Here is a 14,369-nt window from a genome sequence, read left to right on the forward strand (position 1 = left end):
ATGAAAACCAAGGGACTGGACAAGAGTTCCTTGGTTTTTCAAAAGGAGGAGAAACAATGAATGTCCTTCAACAATTAGTCAATGGACTCTCATTAGGAAGTATTTACGCACTATTAGCCCTAGGGTATACAATGGTGTATGGAATTATAAAGTTAATCAATTTTGCTCATGGTGAAATATATATGATTGGTGCTTTTATTGGGTACTATGTGGCTAATAACTTTGGTTTTGGCTTAGTTTTAACACTTTTAACATCTATGATTATCTGTGCGATTTTAGGGATGTTGATTGAATTTTTAGCTTATCGTCCACTTAGAAATTCAACACGTATTGCAGCGCTTATTACAGCGATAGGGGTATCATTCTTACTACAATCATTAATGATCTATTTCGTGGGAGCAGATACAAAACCTTATCCTCAATTAATGAAAAATATAACTTATGATTTAGGCATATGCCAAATTAGTAAAATTCAACTCGTGATTATCGCAACGTCAATTTTCTTAATGCTGTTATTACAATTTATCGTACAACAAACAAAAATGGGGCGTGCCATGCGTGCAGCAAGTGTTGATCCCGAAGCAGCTCAATTAATGGGGATAAATGTAAATTATACCATTTCATTTACTTTTGCACTTGGCTCGTCATTAGCCGCTGCAGGTGGTGTATTAATTGGTCTTTACTATAATAGTATAGACCCAATGATGGGTGTTGCTCCTGGTCTTAAAGCGTTTATCGCTGCCGTGTTTGGTGGAATAGGGATTATTCCAGGTGCCGCACTTGGTGGGTTTGCGATCGGTATCATCGAAACGGTCGTGAGTGCTTTAGGTTTTACAGCTTATCGAGATGCAGCCGTTTACTTGATTTTAATTATTGTATTACTTGTTAAACCATCTGGATTATTAGGTAAAAATATTAAGGAAAAAGTGTAGGTGATAACAATGAAAGAACGATTGAAAATAAATGGGATTTGGTTAGCGATAATGGTCGTTATTTTTGCGATGCTGGCAATCACTTACTCGACTGGATTGATGTCACCTGTTGTCGAAACAACATTAGTAATGATTGGTATCAACATTATTCTAGCAGCTGGACTTAACTTGGTTATTGGTATTTCTGGTCAATTTTCTTTGGGACATGCAGGATTTATGGCGATTGGAGCTTATACAACGGCAATTATGACAATAAAGATGCCGTCAATTGTTGGGTTTTTAATTGGATTAGTTTTAGGTTGTATTCTTTCAGGAATTGTGGCACTTTTAGTTGGTATTCCAACTCTGCGTCTTTCTGGTGACTATTTAGCCATTGCAACATTAGGTGTATCTGAAATTATTCGCTCATTGATTATGAATATGGATCAAATCACTAATGGTCCAGCCGGATTATTTGGTATTCCTCCTTTTGTAACCTGGTCAATGGTTTATTTATTTGTTTGTATCACATTGATTTTGATGACAAATTATATTCATAGCGCAGCAGGACGTGCGACGTTATCTGTTCGAGAGAATCTAATCGCAGCAGAATCTATGGGTGTGAATGTGACAAAGTATAAAGTGGTTGCTTTTGTGATTGGTGCCATGACCGCAGCCGTTGCTGGGGGAATGTATTCAAGCTATGTTCAAACGATTGTGCCAGGGAACTTTGATTTTATGAAATCAATTGATATTCTAATCATCGTAGTATTTGGTGGAGTTGGAAGCATGACAGGAACTGTTGTAGCGGCCGTTTTACTTGGTGTATTGAATATGTATTTACAAGATTTTGGTGCCATTCGTATGATAATTTATGCGTTTGCTCTAGTTATCATCATGATTTTCAAACCTTCTGGCTTATTAGGAACAAAAGAATTTTCAGTGAAAAAATTATTGAGTAAAGGAGGTAAACAACATGTCTGAGTTAAACATTAGTCATTTGACAAAGAATTTTGGTGGATTAGCTGCTATTCAGGATTTAAATTTACATTTTGGTGATAATGAGTTGATTGGTTTAATCGGCCCAAATGGAGCGGGAAAAACGACGCTTTTTAACTTGATTACAGGTGTATATGAGCCAAGTTCTGGAAGTATTGAATTAACACATGATAGTAAGACAATAACGTTAAATGGTATTTCTCCGTTTAAAATTGCGCAATTAGGTATTAGTCGAACGTTTCAAAATATTCGCTTGTTTAAAGAGTTGAGTGTTTTGGATAATGTTTTGATTGCAATGACCGCCAATGCTAAAGAAAGTGTGTTATCTGGCATGTTGCGGTTACCTTCTTTTTATAAAAAAGAAGATAAAATGAGAGAAGAAGCAACGAAATTATTAGGTCTATTTGAATTAGAGGACAAAAAAGATAATTTAGCGAAAAATTTGCCTTACGGGGAGCAACGCCGTTTAGAAATTGTTCGAGCTTTAGCAACAAAACCGAGCATTTTATTTTTAGATGAACCGGCAGCTGGGATGAACCCACAGGAAACAGAAGAATTAACCCAATTAATCAAACGAATTCAAAAAGAATTTGGGTTGACGATTGTCCTAATTGAACATGATATGTCGTTAGTTATGGAAGTCTGTGAGAGACTTTATGTATTAGAGTATGGGGCGTTAATTGCCTCAGGGACACCAGAAGAAATTAAGCAAGATAAACGCGTTATTCAGGCGTATTTAGGTGGTGAAGAGTAATGTTAAAAGTTGAAAATTTATCTGTGCATTATGGCATGATTCAGGCAGTAAAAGATGTGTCTTTTGAAGTAAATAAGGGAGAAATTGTCAGTTTAATTGGGGCTAACGGAGCTGGTAAAACGACTATTTTAAAAAGTTTATCAGGCTTAGTAAAGTCTTCAGGTGGTTCGATGACATTTAATAATGAAGATCTAACAAAAAAATCAGCTCCGACTATTGTAAAAAGCGGTTTAGTTCAAGTGCCAGAAGGTCGTCATATTTTTGCAGGAATGACGGTTATGGAGAACTTGGAACTTGGTGGCTTTATTCATAATAATCATGATGAGAAAAAAGAAATTTTAGATTATATTTTTGAAACATTCCCTGTGTTGAAAGAAAGATTAAAACAAGATGCCGCAACACTTTCAGGTGGAGAACAACAAATGCTTGCTATGGGGCGAGCGTTGATGACCAAACCAGATTTATTATTACTGGATGAACCATCAATGGGACTTGCACCTATCTTTATTCGTGAGATTTTTCATATTATCGAACGGATTAACAAACAAGGAACAACCATTCTTTTAATCGAACAAAATGCCAATATGGCGTTGAAACTTTCTGATAGAGGATATGTATTAGAAACAGGTCAAGTGGTGCTTAAAGGAAGCGGTAAAGAGTTATTAGAAAGTGAAGAAGTACAGAAAGCTTATTTAGGAGGATAGAGTTATGTTAGTAAAAGACTATATGTCAACAGAAGTGATTACGACTTCCCCTGAAACACCTGTTTTTCAAGCAATGGACTTAATGAAACAAAAAAATATTCACCGTTTGCCAGTTGTAAAAGACGATCAATTAGTTGGATTGGTCACTGAAGGAACAATTCAAGAAGCGATGCCGTCAAAAGCAACCAGCTTAAGCGTGTATGAAGTGAATTATTTGTTAAATAAAATGACTGTAGCCGATGTGATGATTAAAGACGTTCATACTATCAAGGCCGATGAATTTATTGAAGAAGCCATCAAGATTATGCGTGAGTATAATATTGGTGTGTTGCCTGTTGTGGATGTTAACAGGACTATTCAAGGTATTATCACTAGTACAGATGCATTTGGTGCCTTTTTAGCTATTACTGGTTATGGAGAGAATGGGACGCGTGTTGCGATTTCAATTAAAGACGATCATCCTGGTGTGTTGGCTGATTTAACGAAAGTATTAGCTCAAGATAAATTTAATATCGTTCAGATTATTGTGTATCGTCAAACAAAGAATGTTATTATCGTGATACAAGTTGTCGAAAAAAATGCCACTAAATTAGAAAAATCACTAATTGACAATCAGTATGATGTTATTATGTGTTTAGAGACTGAAAGAAGCTAAAAAGCTTCTTTTTCTCTTAACAAAGGCAAAAATATATGGTATCCTATATGAGTTCGATGCATGAAAGGACTGAAATATTACAGATGAAAAAAAATAAACCAGTTGAAGTTGAAATTAAAGAATTATCAACTCATGATGAATTGTTAATTGGAAAAAAAGTCATTGGAAAAGTAACAAAATTGTCAGATAAAAAATTTGAAGTTGAAACAACAGATGGTATTTTAGGTGTATACAAAACACAAGACGATGCCTACGAAGAAGCATTAAAATATTGGAATTTAAATAATTAAAAAAATTTAAAAAAGTACTTGATTTTTTTTTTGAAATTAGTTATTATATGGAAGTCGGGTTGATAAACTTGATTGATACGGAGGGGTAGCGAAGTGGCTAAACGCGGCGGACTGTAAATCCGCTCCTTCGGGTTCGGCAGTTCGAATCTGCCCCCCTCCATTTCTTATTGGGCTATAGCCAAGCGGTAAGGCAACGGACTTTGACTCCGTCACTCGTTGGTTCGAATCCAGCTAGCCCAGTATTATCTAACACTGAAATCGGTGTTAGATTTTTTTTTATTTTCTTTTGTGGTATGATAGAGGTGTATTAACTTAACTATAAAGGAGATTTAATCACATGGGCGAATTATCTGAAAAATTAGTATCTCAAATTCTAGAATATCGTGACATTTTATCGAGCAATGAAGTAATGGAAACTATCAAAGACAAAGCTCAAATGGTATTTCCAACAAAAGAATACGATGCACCAACTAAAACTAAAAAATTGAAGCAAAATCAACGTAAATGGCGTGCAAAAAATCATTATTAATTAGTCATTAAGTTATTAGGAGTAGGGAACTACTCCTTTTTTCTATTTTATTTCGTTATGATATATAATGTTGTCATTGATTATAAAAATAGCTATAATATAGATAATGACATTTAAAAGGACGTGAATAAATGACTCCAAAGTTACCTGTTTATATTCAGATACATGATAAGATAAAACAAGAAATAGAAGATGGTATCTGGAAGATTGGTGACAGGTTACCTTCTGAAAGGGAATTGTCTGAAGTATTTGGCGTGAGTCGTATGACACTAAGACAGGCTATTCAAACGTTAGCAGATGAGGGAATACTGGAGAGAAAAATTGGTTCCGGTACATATATTGCAAGGCAAAAAGTACAAGAGACGATGATAGGAACGACTAGTTTTTCAGATATTATTCGTTCTCAGGGAAGCCAACCTTCTAGTAAAACATTGTCTTACTTTGTGACTGCACCAAGCTCCAGTGAAATGGAAAAACTACGATTGACAAAAGATCAAAAGATTTTAAAAATGGAACGAATACGTTATTCAGATGATATACCAATTTGTTTTGAAGTAGCAAGCATTCCTCATCATTTGATTGAAGATTTTAGTAAAGAGGAAATCACACGTTCTTTATATAACGTAATGGTTAGTCAAGGACATGGAGTGATTGGAAAATCTTCTCAAACGATATCTGCGCTAAATGCGTCTGAAAAAATCGCACATTATTTAGAATTGAAAAAAGGCGATGCAGTCTTACGTTTACGACAAGTATCTTATTTTGATAATGGCACACCGTTTGAATACGTTAGAAGTCAATACGCAGGTGAGCGTTTTGAGTTTTACTTAGAAAAATAAAAAATAAATCCTGGAGCAGTAGTGCTCTAGGATTTATTTATTGGAACCTCACAGTAGTCTAACGCCCCTTTTTTTAATGAAAATTGAGCATTCAGTAGGTTTGTAATACTTTCTTCAAAAGTTGTCACACTGACTTCATCTACCATAATGTGTAAGGTAACTGTATCGCTAAATTCAGTGTCGCTAAGGGTGTATTCGGGGTGATTAGTTAGAAAATGTTCTAACTTACCATGGATGGAATAGTCCACTGTCACAATCATCTCTTGTTGCAATTTTCCTTCGACTAACCCGATGTGCTCAATGGCTTCAGAAACAGATGAACTATAAGCACGAATCAAGCCACCAGCACCAAGTTTTGTACCACCAAAGTATCTTGTCACAACAGCTAAAACATTTCGTAGTTTTTTTACCTTTAACACTTCAAGCATCGGGACACCTGCTGTTCCACTTGGTTCACCGTCATCGCTTGAACGTTGGATTTCTTGTTTATCTCCAAGAACGTAAGCGACACAATTATGATTAGCTTTCCAATGTTTTTTTTTGATTTGTTGAATGATTTCTTTTGCTTCATCTTCTGTTTCTATTCGCCTTAAGTGGCAGATAAAAGACGATTTTTTTATGACGATTTCATAATCGCCATCTTGTTTTATGGTATAGTAATTTAATAGCATATAGGTAACCCCCAAAAAATTAATTTAGTAAAATGTTTTAAAAGGAGAATGATTATGCAAAAAAAACGAATAGGGTTGTTAGTGTTAGTCATGGTATTCGTCTTAAGTGCCTGTACATCTACAAAGAATGACACCACACATGATTCAAGTACAGATATGACAAGTGACATTAATAAAAAAGATAAACTTGTTTATACCTTAGAATATGATCATCATCAATATCAGTTTAACATGCTTGATGGTTGGCGTAAATTTCCAAACAGTGATAAGTCGATTGCTTTTTTATTGGGAAACAAAGATTCTAAGTCATTTATGTCTGCGGGATTTGAAGAAAAAGGAAATAAGACGTTAGAGGATTATAAAACAGACTATTTAAAAAAATTAAATGATGCTAACGCGACTGTTGTGATTGAACCAGAAAAAAAAGAACTAAATGGGTGGGATGCCTATTATCTTGGTGTTGAAATGAAAGATAATAAAAATCGTGTCTTAACCTATCGAATTTATTTGGTAGAAACACCTGATTATTTTATTAACCTTGGTGCATGGACAAGTGAAGAGAATCCAAAAGAAGCAACTATTCAAGGTCTAGATGATATTTTATCAACCTTTAAAGAAAAAGATTAGAATAAAAGCATGACTTTTCAATAATAGAAAAGTCATGCTTTTTTCTATAGTCGGTGACGTATCCAATCATAAATATCTAATGTGACATCTAACGATTCTTTTTCATTTAATATTTCATGTCTTAAATCATTATATAAGCGAAGCGTGACATCCTTAAAGTAATTGTCACTCAATTCTAGAGCTAATTTTCTAGGGCCTTTTCCATAGTTTCCAACAGGATCTTTTTCGCCGCTAATAATTAACACTGGCAAATCACGTTGGATGGTGATAAACCAATGTTTTTTTGTGGCGTCATCCATAAGAGAAAGAAGTGTATAGAATCCATTATTTGTAAAAATAAACCCACACTGTTCATCTTGTTCGTAAGATTCGACGTTATCAGGGTTTTTAGAGAGCCAACTAAAAGGAGAATGAGCTGGTTTAAACTTTTGATTAAATGAACCAAACAATAATTTATCCATGGCAGGATTTTTTGTCTTAGGAGAGACTATATTCAATCCTTTCGCCATTTTAACCCCAAAACTTATCTCTTTGCGTCGGTTAGTTGATCCCATTAAAATAGCGCCTTTAACAAGATGTGAGTATTTCTTTAAATAGTTTCTCACCACAAAAGATCCCATACTATGACCTAAAATAAACAAAGGAGTATCCGGATAACGACTTTTTGCATATTGGGTAATTTGAAAAGTATCCTCCACTACAATAGAGGCACTATCACCTTCACAGAAAAAACCATGTAGAGGATTATCCATATCCACTGATTCACCATGACCTAGGTGATCGTGTCCAATGACTAGGATGTCATGAGCAGATAAATAGCGCGCTAATGGGTCATATCGTTCGACGTACTCTGCCATACCGTGTACGACTTGTAAGATTGCTTTTGGTTTTTTAGTGGAATTATACCAGATAATACCATTTAAATCTGTATTACCATCTAAAGATTCAATAACAAATTTTTTCTTCATAATTATACCCTTTCTATAATCCAATTTATCCTTATTATAGTCTATTTAAAAGTGAGTCACTAGTATAATGCGTAGATTATTTATAGGAGGAGATAATATTGTATAAAACATTGCAGGGACGTCAGTTGTTAAAACAAGAAATACCTCATCCATTAAGAAAATACTTAAAAAAGGATAACAGCATAAAAAAAGTTAAAGCGATGACGTATAGTAAAAAAGATATTACCTGTCGTCGTTGTGGACATGTCAATAATCAAGATTCTTGTCAGATAAATGGTGGCTTTTATTGTGATTATTGTCTTAATATGGGAAGGGTGACAAGTGAAGATGTTTTATATCGTATCCCAAAAAGCCCTCGAAAAACGTCACAAAAAACACATTGTTTTTGGCAAGGAGAACTAACTAAACAGCAAGCATGCATCTCTCAAGAAATATTAGATTCTTACCGTCGTACACGACATCATTTTGTTCATGCAGTGACAGGGGCTGGTAAAACAGAGATGCTATTTCCTTTAATAGAACAAGTGTTGACAGATGGAAAAGTTATTGGAATAGCCACTCCACGCATTGATGTGTGTTTAGAATTGTATCCCAGAATGAAAGAGGCATTTCAAGATACGACAATCAATTTGTTATATGGCCATTCTTCTCAAACATATAATGGCGCATCTTTCATTATTTGTACGACACATCAACTTATGCGTTTTTATCGTTATTTTGATGTATTGGTTATAGATGAAGCCGATGCGTTTCCTTATGTTCATTCTGATGAATTACAGTATGTAGCAAAACAGTCATTAGAAAAAAAGGGATGTTTTGTTTTTCTAACTGCTACGAGTAATCCAAGACTAGAACATTATTCTAATACGGAAAAAAGTATGCTAGCTAAACGGTTTCATGGACAAGACTTACCTGTTCCTAAAACAATCTATTGTCGGAATTTAGCCATAAATTTACGAAAAGGAAAATTGCCTAAAAAAATGAGGATGGAAATAGAAGCAAGTGATCAATCTTATATTCTTTTCTTTCCGGATATTGCTTTAATGTCTATGGTTTATCCTGTTGTTAAGAAAACATGGCAGAAAAAAAAGGTCGCAATGGTACATGCATCATCTGATACTAGGGAACAAGTGGTGAAACAAATGAGAGAAGGGAAGATTGATCTGTTACTAAGTACAACGATTTTAGAACGAGGGGTTACATTTAAAAATATTTCCGTCATGGTAGTATGTGCGGATCACCGAGTATTTAATCGTGCGAGTTTAGTTCAAATTGCAGGACGAGTGGGCCGAAGTGTGAATTATCCGACCGGACACGTCATCTTTTTGCATGAAGGAAAAAATCAGGCCATGGTATCAGCTATAAAAGAAATAAAACAAATGAATAAAGAGGCTAAGAGATGAAGTGTGTGTTGTGTCACGGGGTATTAAAGAACCAAGTAACATTTCGAGAACTGTTATTAGGTAGTCAGATTAAAAATCATTGTTGCGATAAATGCCATAGTCAATTTCAGCCAATTAATCCGTTGCTTGAAAAGAGATGTATCTATTGTCGGAAAGTGTCACGAGAAACTGTATGCGAAGATTGTTTATATTGGGAAAAAAACCAAATAATCTTAGAGCCACATCATGCCTTATATGAGTACAATGAGTCTATGAGTGAATTTATGACCAGTTATAAATTTCAAGGAAATCGTACACTAGCAAAAGCTTTTAGTTCTGATATTAATCAAGTGTTTAAACAGTTGACTTATGATATGGTTATCCCTATTCCTTTATCTAAAAAACGATTAGCTGATCGTGGGTTTCATCAAGTGGAAACACTGTTAGAAGATGCATATGTTGATTATGAGTCGATATTAAAAAAAAGAAGACACACGAGAAAACAATCAGGCAAAACAAAAGAAGAACGTCTTAAAACGATTCATCCATTTTACTTAAATCAATCTGACCAAGATATTATCTATCAAAAAACGATTATTTTAGTTGATGATGTTTACACAACAGGAAGTACGATATTGCAGGCAAAACGTTATCTTTTGAGTAAACATGCTAAAAAAGTCATAACGTTTTCCTTAGCAAGGTGAAAATAATGAAGCGTTTTCTATCAAAGTGTTTGTCATTTTATGATAAGTTCGATATAATAAAGGTGGGAAGATAAGGGGATTAAATTAAGTCTTAAACGTTCTTATCTTTTTAGTTTTAGTGATAGATGAAAGGGGTAATAGTTATGTTTAGATACAATGTAAGAGGCGAGAACATTGAAGTTACTCAAGCCATAAGAGAATATGTAGAGAAAAAAATTGGCAAATTAGAAAAATATTTTACAAATGTGCCGGAATCAACAGCACATGTTAATTTAAAAGTGTATTCTGATAAAAATGCTAAAGTGGAAGTAACCATTCCATTACCATACTTAGTACTTAGAGCTGAAGAAACTTCTCCAGATTTATACGGAAGCATTGACTTAGTGGTCGACAAGTTGGAGCGACAAATTAGAAAGTACAAAACAAAAATTAATCGTAAATCAAGAGAGACTGCCTTAGATGTAACCAAAGAAATGGTATTTTCTCCCAATAATTCTACAGAACAACATGACGAACCAGATTTAGAAATTGTTCGAACAAAACGTTTATCATTAAAACCTATGGATAGTGAAGAAGCAGTCTTACAAATGAACATGTTAGGTCATAACTTCTTTATTTTTGAAGATGCAGAAACAAATGGAACAAGCATTGTTTACAAACGTAAAGATGGTAAATATGGTTTAATTGAAACAAATTAATAAATAAAAACACTTCGTAGAAAGTCATAAAATACTTTCTACGAAGTGTTTTTATCATTTATATTATCAAGTACCCCATACGATATCAACTTGTGAAGGGAAGATAAATCTGATAAACTGATTAGGATTAAATAGAGACGGGTGATCAGATGAAGCTTTTACGAGCAGATAATTTAGATAAAAATTATGGAACAAAGCAATTATTAGATAATGTTTCTTTTTTAATAAAAGAAAAAGATCGTATTGGGTTAATCGGAATTAATGGAACAGGTAAATCAACGTTGATTAAGATTTTATCAGGAAAAGATCATGCAGAAAAGGGATCGATTGATTACCCAAATGATTATAAAATTGGTTATCTTTCGCAAGATACCATCTTTTCTGAAGATATTTCAGTATTAGATGCTGTCTTTGATGATGATACACCTGTTATGAAAGCTATTCGTTCGTATGAGAAAGCATTGGTTGATTTGGCACAAGATGGAGAAAATCCAGCAGTACAAAAAGCTTACGAAAAAGCTGAAGAAGCAATGAATAAAGAAGATGCTTGGTTAGCTGAGACAAGTGCTAAAACCATTTTAAATAAATTAGGCATTTTATTTTTAGATAAAAAAGTATCAGAGCTATCTGGAGGCCAACAAAAAAGACTAGGATTGGCACAAGTCTTAATCCAATCACCTGATTTACTTCTTTTAGATGAACCAACCAACCATTTAGATTATGAAACCATTCAATGGCTAGAAGATTATCTGAATCATTATCAAGGGTCACTCATCGTGATAACGCATGATCGCTACTTTTTAGATCGTGTGACGAATCGAATATTTGAATTAGCTAACGGAACATTACACGAATACACAGGAAATTATCAAGCTTATTTAGTGCAACGAGCAGAACGTGAAGAACAAGAAAAGAAAAGCTTACACAAAAATAAACAGCTATTTAAGCAAGAACTTGCTTGGATGCGAGCTGGTGTAAAAGCTCGTGGCACGAAACAACAAGCTAGAATTAATCGCTTTAATGATTTGAAAGATAAAGTAAGTGGTTCAAGTGATAAGGGAAACTTAGAATTTTCAGTTGGTACAAAACGATTAGGTAAAAAAGTCATTGAAATAGAACATGCTAATTTTAAAATAGCTAATCAAGTTATTTTAAAAGACTTTGAGTTGTTAGTCCAAGCTAATGAACGATTAGGCATTACAGGAGAAAATGGTTCTGGAAAATCAACCTTGCTAAATCTTATTGCTGGGAATTTAACGTTGGATAGTGGTGTGATTGAGTTAGGAGAAACAGTCAATATCGGGTATTATACCCAAACGAATGATACATTAGATGAAAGCAAACGCATTATTTCTTATTTACAAGAAATTGCTGAAGAAGTAAAACAACAAGATGGTACAGTGATTAGTGTCACAGAGATGTTAGAGCGATTTTTATTTCCAAGAAATGTGCACGGGACATTGATTAGTAAATTGTCAGGTGGCGAGAAACGCCGTCTGTACTTACTTAGCATTTTAATCCAACAACCAAATGTGTTACTATTAGATGAGCCAACGAATGATCTAGATGTCGAAACATTAACTATTTTGGAAGATTATCTGTCTGATTTTCCGGGTGCAGTTATTGCTGTTAGTCATGATCGTTATTTTTTAGATAAAACAATGGACAAGTTACTCATTTTTAAAGGACAAGGTGACATGACAACTTTTTATGGCTCAATGAGTGATTATGTTGAGCAGACAGGTGAGCAAGAGTCAGTTGAGAAAACTACTAAATCAACTACAACTAAAAAAGTTGATAAAGTAGTCTCTAATGATGGTGAGAAAAAGAAATTGACTTATAAAGAAAAAATTGAATGGGATACAATTGAAGAAGAAATTGCCCAATTAGAAGAGAATATTGAGTCATTGAACGAACAAATGTTAGACAATAGTAGTGATGCTATAAAATTACAAGATTTGCAAGCGACACTAACAACTACCGAACAAACTCTTGAAGACAAACTTGAGAGATGGGAATATCTTAGTGAATTTGCTGATTAATAAATCATTGTTTGAGGGGTAATTATGGAAGAAGCATATTTAGAATTAGGCCGAGAGATATTAAATAAAGGTCATGAAAAGACTGATCGTACAGGTACTGGGACAAAAAGTCTTTTTGGTTACCAGATGCGTTTTGATTTAAGTCAAGGATTTCCTCTGTTGACAACCAAACGTATTCCATTTTCTTTAGTGAAAAGTGAATTGTTATGGTTCCTTAAAGGTGATACAAACATTAAATATTTGTTAGAAAATAACAACCATATTTGGGATGAATGGGCTTTTGAGAGATATGTCAAAAGTGAAGACTACAAAGGACCTGACATGACCGACTTTGGTCGTCGATGTTTAGTAGATGAAGAATTCAATCAAGCGTATCAAAAAGAGATGACTTCTTTTAGAGAAAAAATGTTAATGGATGATGAATTTGCTGAAAAATATGGCGAATTAGGAAATATTTATGGTTCTCAGTGGCGTCGTTGGAAAACGTCAACAGGAGACACCATCGACCAATTACAAGATGTGATTGATATGATTCGACACACTCCAGACTCTAGACGGTTAATCGTGTCAGCATGGAATCCAGAAGATGTGCCATCGATGGCTTTACCACCATGTCACACGTTATTTCAATTTTATGTAGCAGATGGAAAATTAAGTTGCCAATTGTATCAACGTAGTGCAGACGTCTTTTTAGGTGTTCCGTTTAATATTGCAAGTTATGCTTTATTAACACATTTAATTGCACATGAAACGAATCTTGAAGTGGGAGAGTTTGTTCATACATTAGGGGATGCTCATCTGTACAGTAATCATATCGAGCAAATGACAGAACAACTTTCAAGACAACAACGAGAGTTACCAACACTTTGGTTAAATAAAGAAAAACAATCAGTGTTTGATTTTGATATGGATGACATCAAGATTGAAGGATACCAGCCACATCCGAGTATTAAGGCACCAATTGCGGTGTAGGGGAAATTTGGGAGGAAATAAAGAAATATGATAGCAGCAATATGGGCTCAAGATGAAAATGGTTTAATTGGGAAAGATGATAAATTACCGTGGTATTTACCAGATGACTTACAATTTTTCAAACAAATGACGGAAAATAATACGATTGTGATGGGAAGGAAAACGTTTGAAGGAATGGGTAAAAATCTATTGCCTAATCGTCAAACCATTGTGTTAACATCAGACCAATCTTATGATGGGAATGGTGCGATTGTCATGCATTCGGTAGATGATGTATTGAAATATGCCGAAGAATTTGATGGGATTACTTTTATCACTGGTGGTGGTGAGATTTATAAAACATTCTTGCCTTACACTGATGTATTATATCGTACGTTGATTCAATCAACATTTGAAGGAGATACTTATTTTCCTTATATTGATTGGGGAGAGTGGAATATTGTTAGTACCAGCGAAGGCACTGTTAACGATGATAATCCATACCCACATGATTTTGAGACATACCAACGCCATCAATCGTAACACCACCAAAGGGACTGATGAATGATCTTGTTCACCAGTCTTTTTCTTTAGAACAAAAAAGAAATATTAAAAATTTTACAAAGCGTCTTTTTTTCATTGAAA

At 34.3% G+C, this 14,369-nt stretch carries 17 protein-coding genes and 2 tRNA genes; 17 read left to right on the plus strand and 2 right to left on the minus strand.

What is annotated here, in order from left to right:
• Positions 1 to 56 precede the first annotated feature (56 nt).
• The 10 genes from MN187_RS03820 (at position 57) to MN187_RS03865 (ending at position 5,681) form a co-directional block, all read left to right on the plus strand.
• On the plus strand, positions 57 to 932 hold the full coding sequence (locus tag MN187_RS03820) for a branched-chain amino acid ABC transporter permease (protein WP_117972099.1): 876 nt from the start codon (positions 57 to 59) through the stop codon (positions 930 to 932).
• Positions 933 to 941: 9 nt separating this feature from the next.
• On the plus strand, positions 942 to 1,895 hold the full coding sequence (locus MN187_RS03825) for a branched-chain amino acid ABC transporter permease (protein WP_117972758.1): 954 nt from the start codon (positions 942 to 944) through the stop codon (positions 1,893 to 1,895).
• Positions 1,888 to 2,664 (plus strand): ABC transporter ATP-binding protein, encoded by a 777-nt coding sequence (locus MN187_RS03830; protein ID WP_242094344.1) that lies wholly within the window; start codon positions 1,888 to 1,890, stop codon positions 2,662 to 2,664. The genes MN187_RS03825 and MN187_RS03830 overlap by 8 nt, the downstream gene beginning before the upstream one ends.
• Positions 2,664 to 3,368, plus strand: a complete 705-nt coding sequence (locus MN187_RS03835) for an ABC transporter ATP-binding protein (protein ID WP_117972101.1) — start codon at positions 2,664 to 2,666, stop codon at positions 3,366 to 3,368. Before MN187_RS03830 ends, MN187_RS03835 begins: the two co-directional genes overlap by 1 nt.
• 4 nt (positions 3,369 to 3,372) lie before the next feature.
• Positions 3,373 to 4,023 (plus strand): CBS and ACT domain-containing protein, encoded by a 651-nt coding sequence (locus tag MN187_RS03840; RefSeq protein WP_241698897.1) that lies wholly within the window; start codon positions 3,373 to 3,375, stop codon positions 4,021 to 4,023.
• Between the two features lie 83 nt (positions 4,024 to 4,106).
• Positions 4,107 to 4,313, plus strand: a complete 207-nt coding sequence (locus MN187_RS03845; protein ID WP_158559328.1) for a DUF2969 family protein — start codon at positions 4,107 to 4,109, stop codon at positions 4,311 to 4,313.
• 79 nt (positions 4,314 to 4,392) lie between these two features.
• Positions 4,393 to 4,473, plus strand: a tRNA-Tyr gene (locus MN187_RS03850).
• An 8-nt stretch (positions 4,474 to 4,481) separates the two neighbouring features.
• A tRNA-Gln gene (locus MN187_RS03855) sits at positions 4,482 to 4,553 on the plus strand.
• Between the two features lie 97 nt (positions 4,554 to 4,650).
• Positions 4,651 to 4,842 (plus strand): hypothetical protein, encoded by a 192-nt coding sequence (locus tag MN187_RS03860; protein ID WP_117972104.1) that lies wholly within the window; start codon positions 4,651 to 4,653, stop codon positions 4,840 to 4,842.
• A gap of 131 nt (positions 4,843 to 4,973) precedes the next feature.
• Positions 4,974 to 5,681 (plus strand): GntR family transcriptional regulator, encoded by a 708-nt coding sequence (locus MN187_RS03865; RefSeq protein WP_117972105.1) that lies wholly within the window; start codon positions 4,974 to 4,976, stop codon positions 5,679 to 5,681.
• 26 nt (positions 5,682 to 5,707) lie between these two features.
• Here the strand turns inward: MN187_RS03865 and MN187_RS03870 are convergent, their stop codons facing one another.
• Positions 5,708 to 6,352, minus strand: coding sequence for a YigZ family protein (locus tag MN187_RS03870; RefSeq protein WP_117972106.1), 645 nt, complete (start codon positions 6,350 to 6,352; stop codon positions 5,708 to 5,710).
• 54 nt (positions 6,353 to 6,406) lie between these two features.
• Between MN187_RS03870 and MN187_RS03875 the strand changes: the two genes are divergently transcribed.
• Positions 6,407 to 6,979 carry a hypothetical protein gene (locus MN187_RS03875; protein WP_117972107.1) on the plus strand — a complete coding sequence of 191 codons (573 nt, stop codon included), beginning with the start codon at positions 6,407 to 6,409 and terminating at the stop codon, positions 6,977 to 6,979.
• A gap of 44 nt (positions 6,980 to 7,023) precedes the next feature.
• Here the strand turns inward: MN187_RS03875 and MN187_RS03880 are convergent, their stop codons facing one another.
• Positions 7,024 to 7,947, minus strand: coding sequence for an alpha/beta fold hydrolase (locus MN187_RS03880; protein WP_242094346.1), 924 nt, complete (start codon positions 7,945 to 7,947; stop codon positions 7,024 to 7,026).
• A 98-nt stretch (positions 7,948 to 8,045) separates the two neighbouring features.
• On the opposite strand from MN187_RS03880, the gene MN187_RS03885 reads away from it, so the two are divergent.
• The 6 genes from MN187_RS03885 (at position 8,046) to MN187_RS03910 (ending at position 14,267) form a co-directional block, all read left to right on the plus strand.
• A complete protein-coding gene (locus tag MN187_RS03885; RefSeq protein ID WP_242094348.1) occupies positions 8,046 to 9,350 on the plus strand; it encodes an ATP-dependent helicase ComFA in 1,305 nt (434 codons plus the stop codon).
• A complete protein-coding gene (locus tag MN187_RS03890; protein WP_117972110.1) occupies positions 9,347 to 10,033 on the plus strand; it encodes a ComF family protein in 687 nt (228 codons plus the stop codon). The genes MN187_RS03885 and MN187_RS03890 overlap by 4 nt, the downstream gene beginning before the upstream one ends.
• A 143-nt stretch (positions 10,034 to 10,176) precedes the next feature.
• Positions 10,177 to 10,731: a ribosome hibernation-promoting factor, HPF/YfiA family gene (hpf, locus tag MN187_RS03895; RefSeq protein ID WP_117972111.1), complete on the plus strand. Its 555-nt coding sequence runs from the start codon at positions 10,177 to 10,179 to the stop codon at positions 10,729 to 10,731.
• Positions 10,732 to 10,880: 149 nt separating this feature from the next.
• Positions 10,881 to 12,773 carry an ABC-F family ATP-binding cassette domain-containing protein gene (locus MN187_RS03900; protein ID WP_117972112.1) on the plus strand — a complete coding sequence of 631 codons (1,893 nt, stop codon included), beginning with the start codon at positions 10,881 to 10,883 and terminating at the stop codon, positions 12,771 to 12,773.
• A gap of 24 nt (positions 12,774 to 12,797) precedes the next feature.
• Complete coding sequence (locus MN187_RS03905) at positions 12,798 to 13,745, plus strand: thymidylate synthase (RefSeq protein ID WP_117972113.1); 948 nt, start codon at positions 12,798 to 12,800, stop codon at positions 13,743 to 13,745.
• Positions 13,746 to 13,772: 27 nt separating this feature from the next.
• Complete coding sequence (locus MN187_RS03910; RefSeq protein ID WP_117972114.1) at positions 13,773 to 14,267, plus strand: dihydrofolate reductase; 495 nt, start codon at positions 13,773 to 13,775, stop codon at positions 14,265 to 14,267.
• The last annotated feature ends 102 nt before the right edge of the window (positions 14,268 to 14,369 follow it).

It is taken from the genome of Vagococcus sp. CY52-2 (genome assembly GCF_022655055.1).
Classification (GTDB): domain Bacteria; phylum Bacillota; class Bacilli; order Lactobacillales; family Vagococcaceae; genus Vagococcus.

Coding starts and splice junctions, on each gene's coding strand:
- MN187_RS03820 (WP_117972099.1), top strand. CDS start 57: ATGAATGTCCTTCAACAATTAGTCAATGGACTCTCATTAGGAAGTATT.
- MN187_RS03825 (WP_117972758.1), top strand. CDS start 942: ATGAAAGAACGATTGAAAATAAATGGGATTTGGTTAGCGATAATGGTC.
- MN187_RS03830 (WP_242094344.1), top strand. CDS start 1,888: ATGTCTGAGTTAAACATTAGTCATTTGACAAAGAATTTTGGTGGATTA.
- MN187_RS03835 (WP_117972101.1), top strand. CDS start 2,664: ATGTTAAAAGTTGAAAATTTATCTGTGCATTATGGCATGATTCAGGCA.
- MN187_RS03840 (WP_241698897.1), top strand. CDS start 3,373: ATGTTAGTAAAAGACTATATGTCAACAGAAGTGATTACGACTTCCCCT.
- MN187_RS03845 (WP_158559328.1), top strand. CDS start 4,107: ATGAAAAAAAATAAACCAGTTGAAGTTGAAATTAAAGAATTATCAACT.
- MN187_RS03860 (WP_117972104.1), top strand. CDS start 4,651: ATGGGCGAATTATCTGAAAAATTAGTATCTCAAATTCTAGAATATCGT.
- MN187_RS03865 (WP_117972105.1), top strand. CDS start 4,974: ATGACTCCAAAGTTACCTGTTTATATTCAGATACATGATAAGATAAAA.
- MN187_RS03870 (WP_117972106.1), bottom strand. CDS start 6,352: ATGCTATTAAATTACTATACCATAAAACAAGATGGCGATTATGAAATC.
- MN187_RS03875 (WP_117972107.1), top strand. CDS start 6,407: ATGCAAAAAAAACGAATAGGGTTGTTAGTGTTAGTCATGGTATTCGTC.
- MN187_RS03880 (WP_242094346.1), bottom strand. CDS start 7,947: ATGAAGAAAAAATTTGTTATTGAATCTTTAGATGGTAATACAGATTTA.
- MN187_RS03890 (WP_117972110.1), top strand. CDS start 9,347: ATGAAGTGTGTGTTGTGTCACGGGGTATTAAAGAACCAAGTAACATTT.
- hpf (WP_117972111.1), top strand. CDS start 10,177: ATGTTTAGATACAATGTAAGAGGCGAGAACATTGAAGTTACTCAAGCC.
- MN187_RS03900 (WP_117972112.1), top strand. CDS start 10,881: ATGAAGCTTTTACGAGCAGATAATTTAGATAAAAATTATGGAACAAAG.
- MN187_RS03905 (WP_117972113.1), top strand. CDS start 12,798: ATGGAAGAAGCATATTTAGAATTAGGCCGAGAGATATTAAATAAAGGT.
- MN187_RS03910 (WP_117972114.1), top strand. CDS start 13,773: ATGATAGCAGCAATATGGGCTCAAGATGAAAATGGTTTAATTGGGAAA.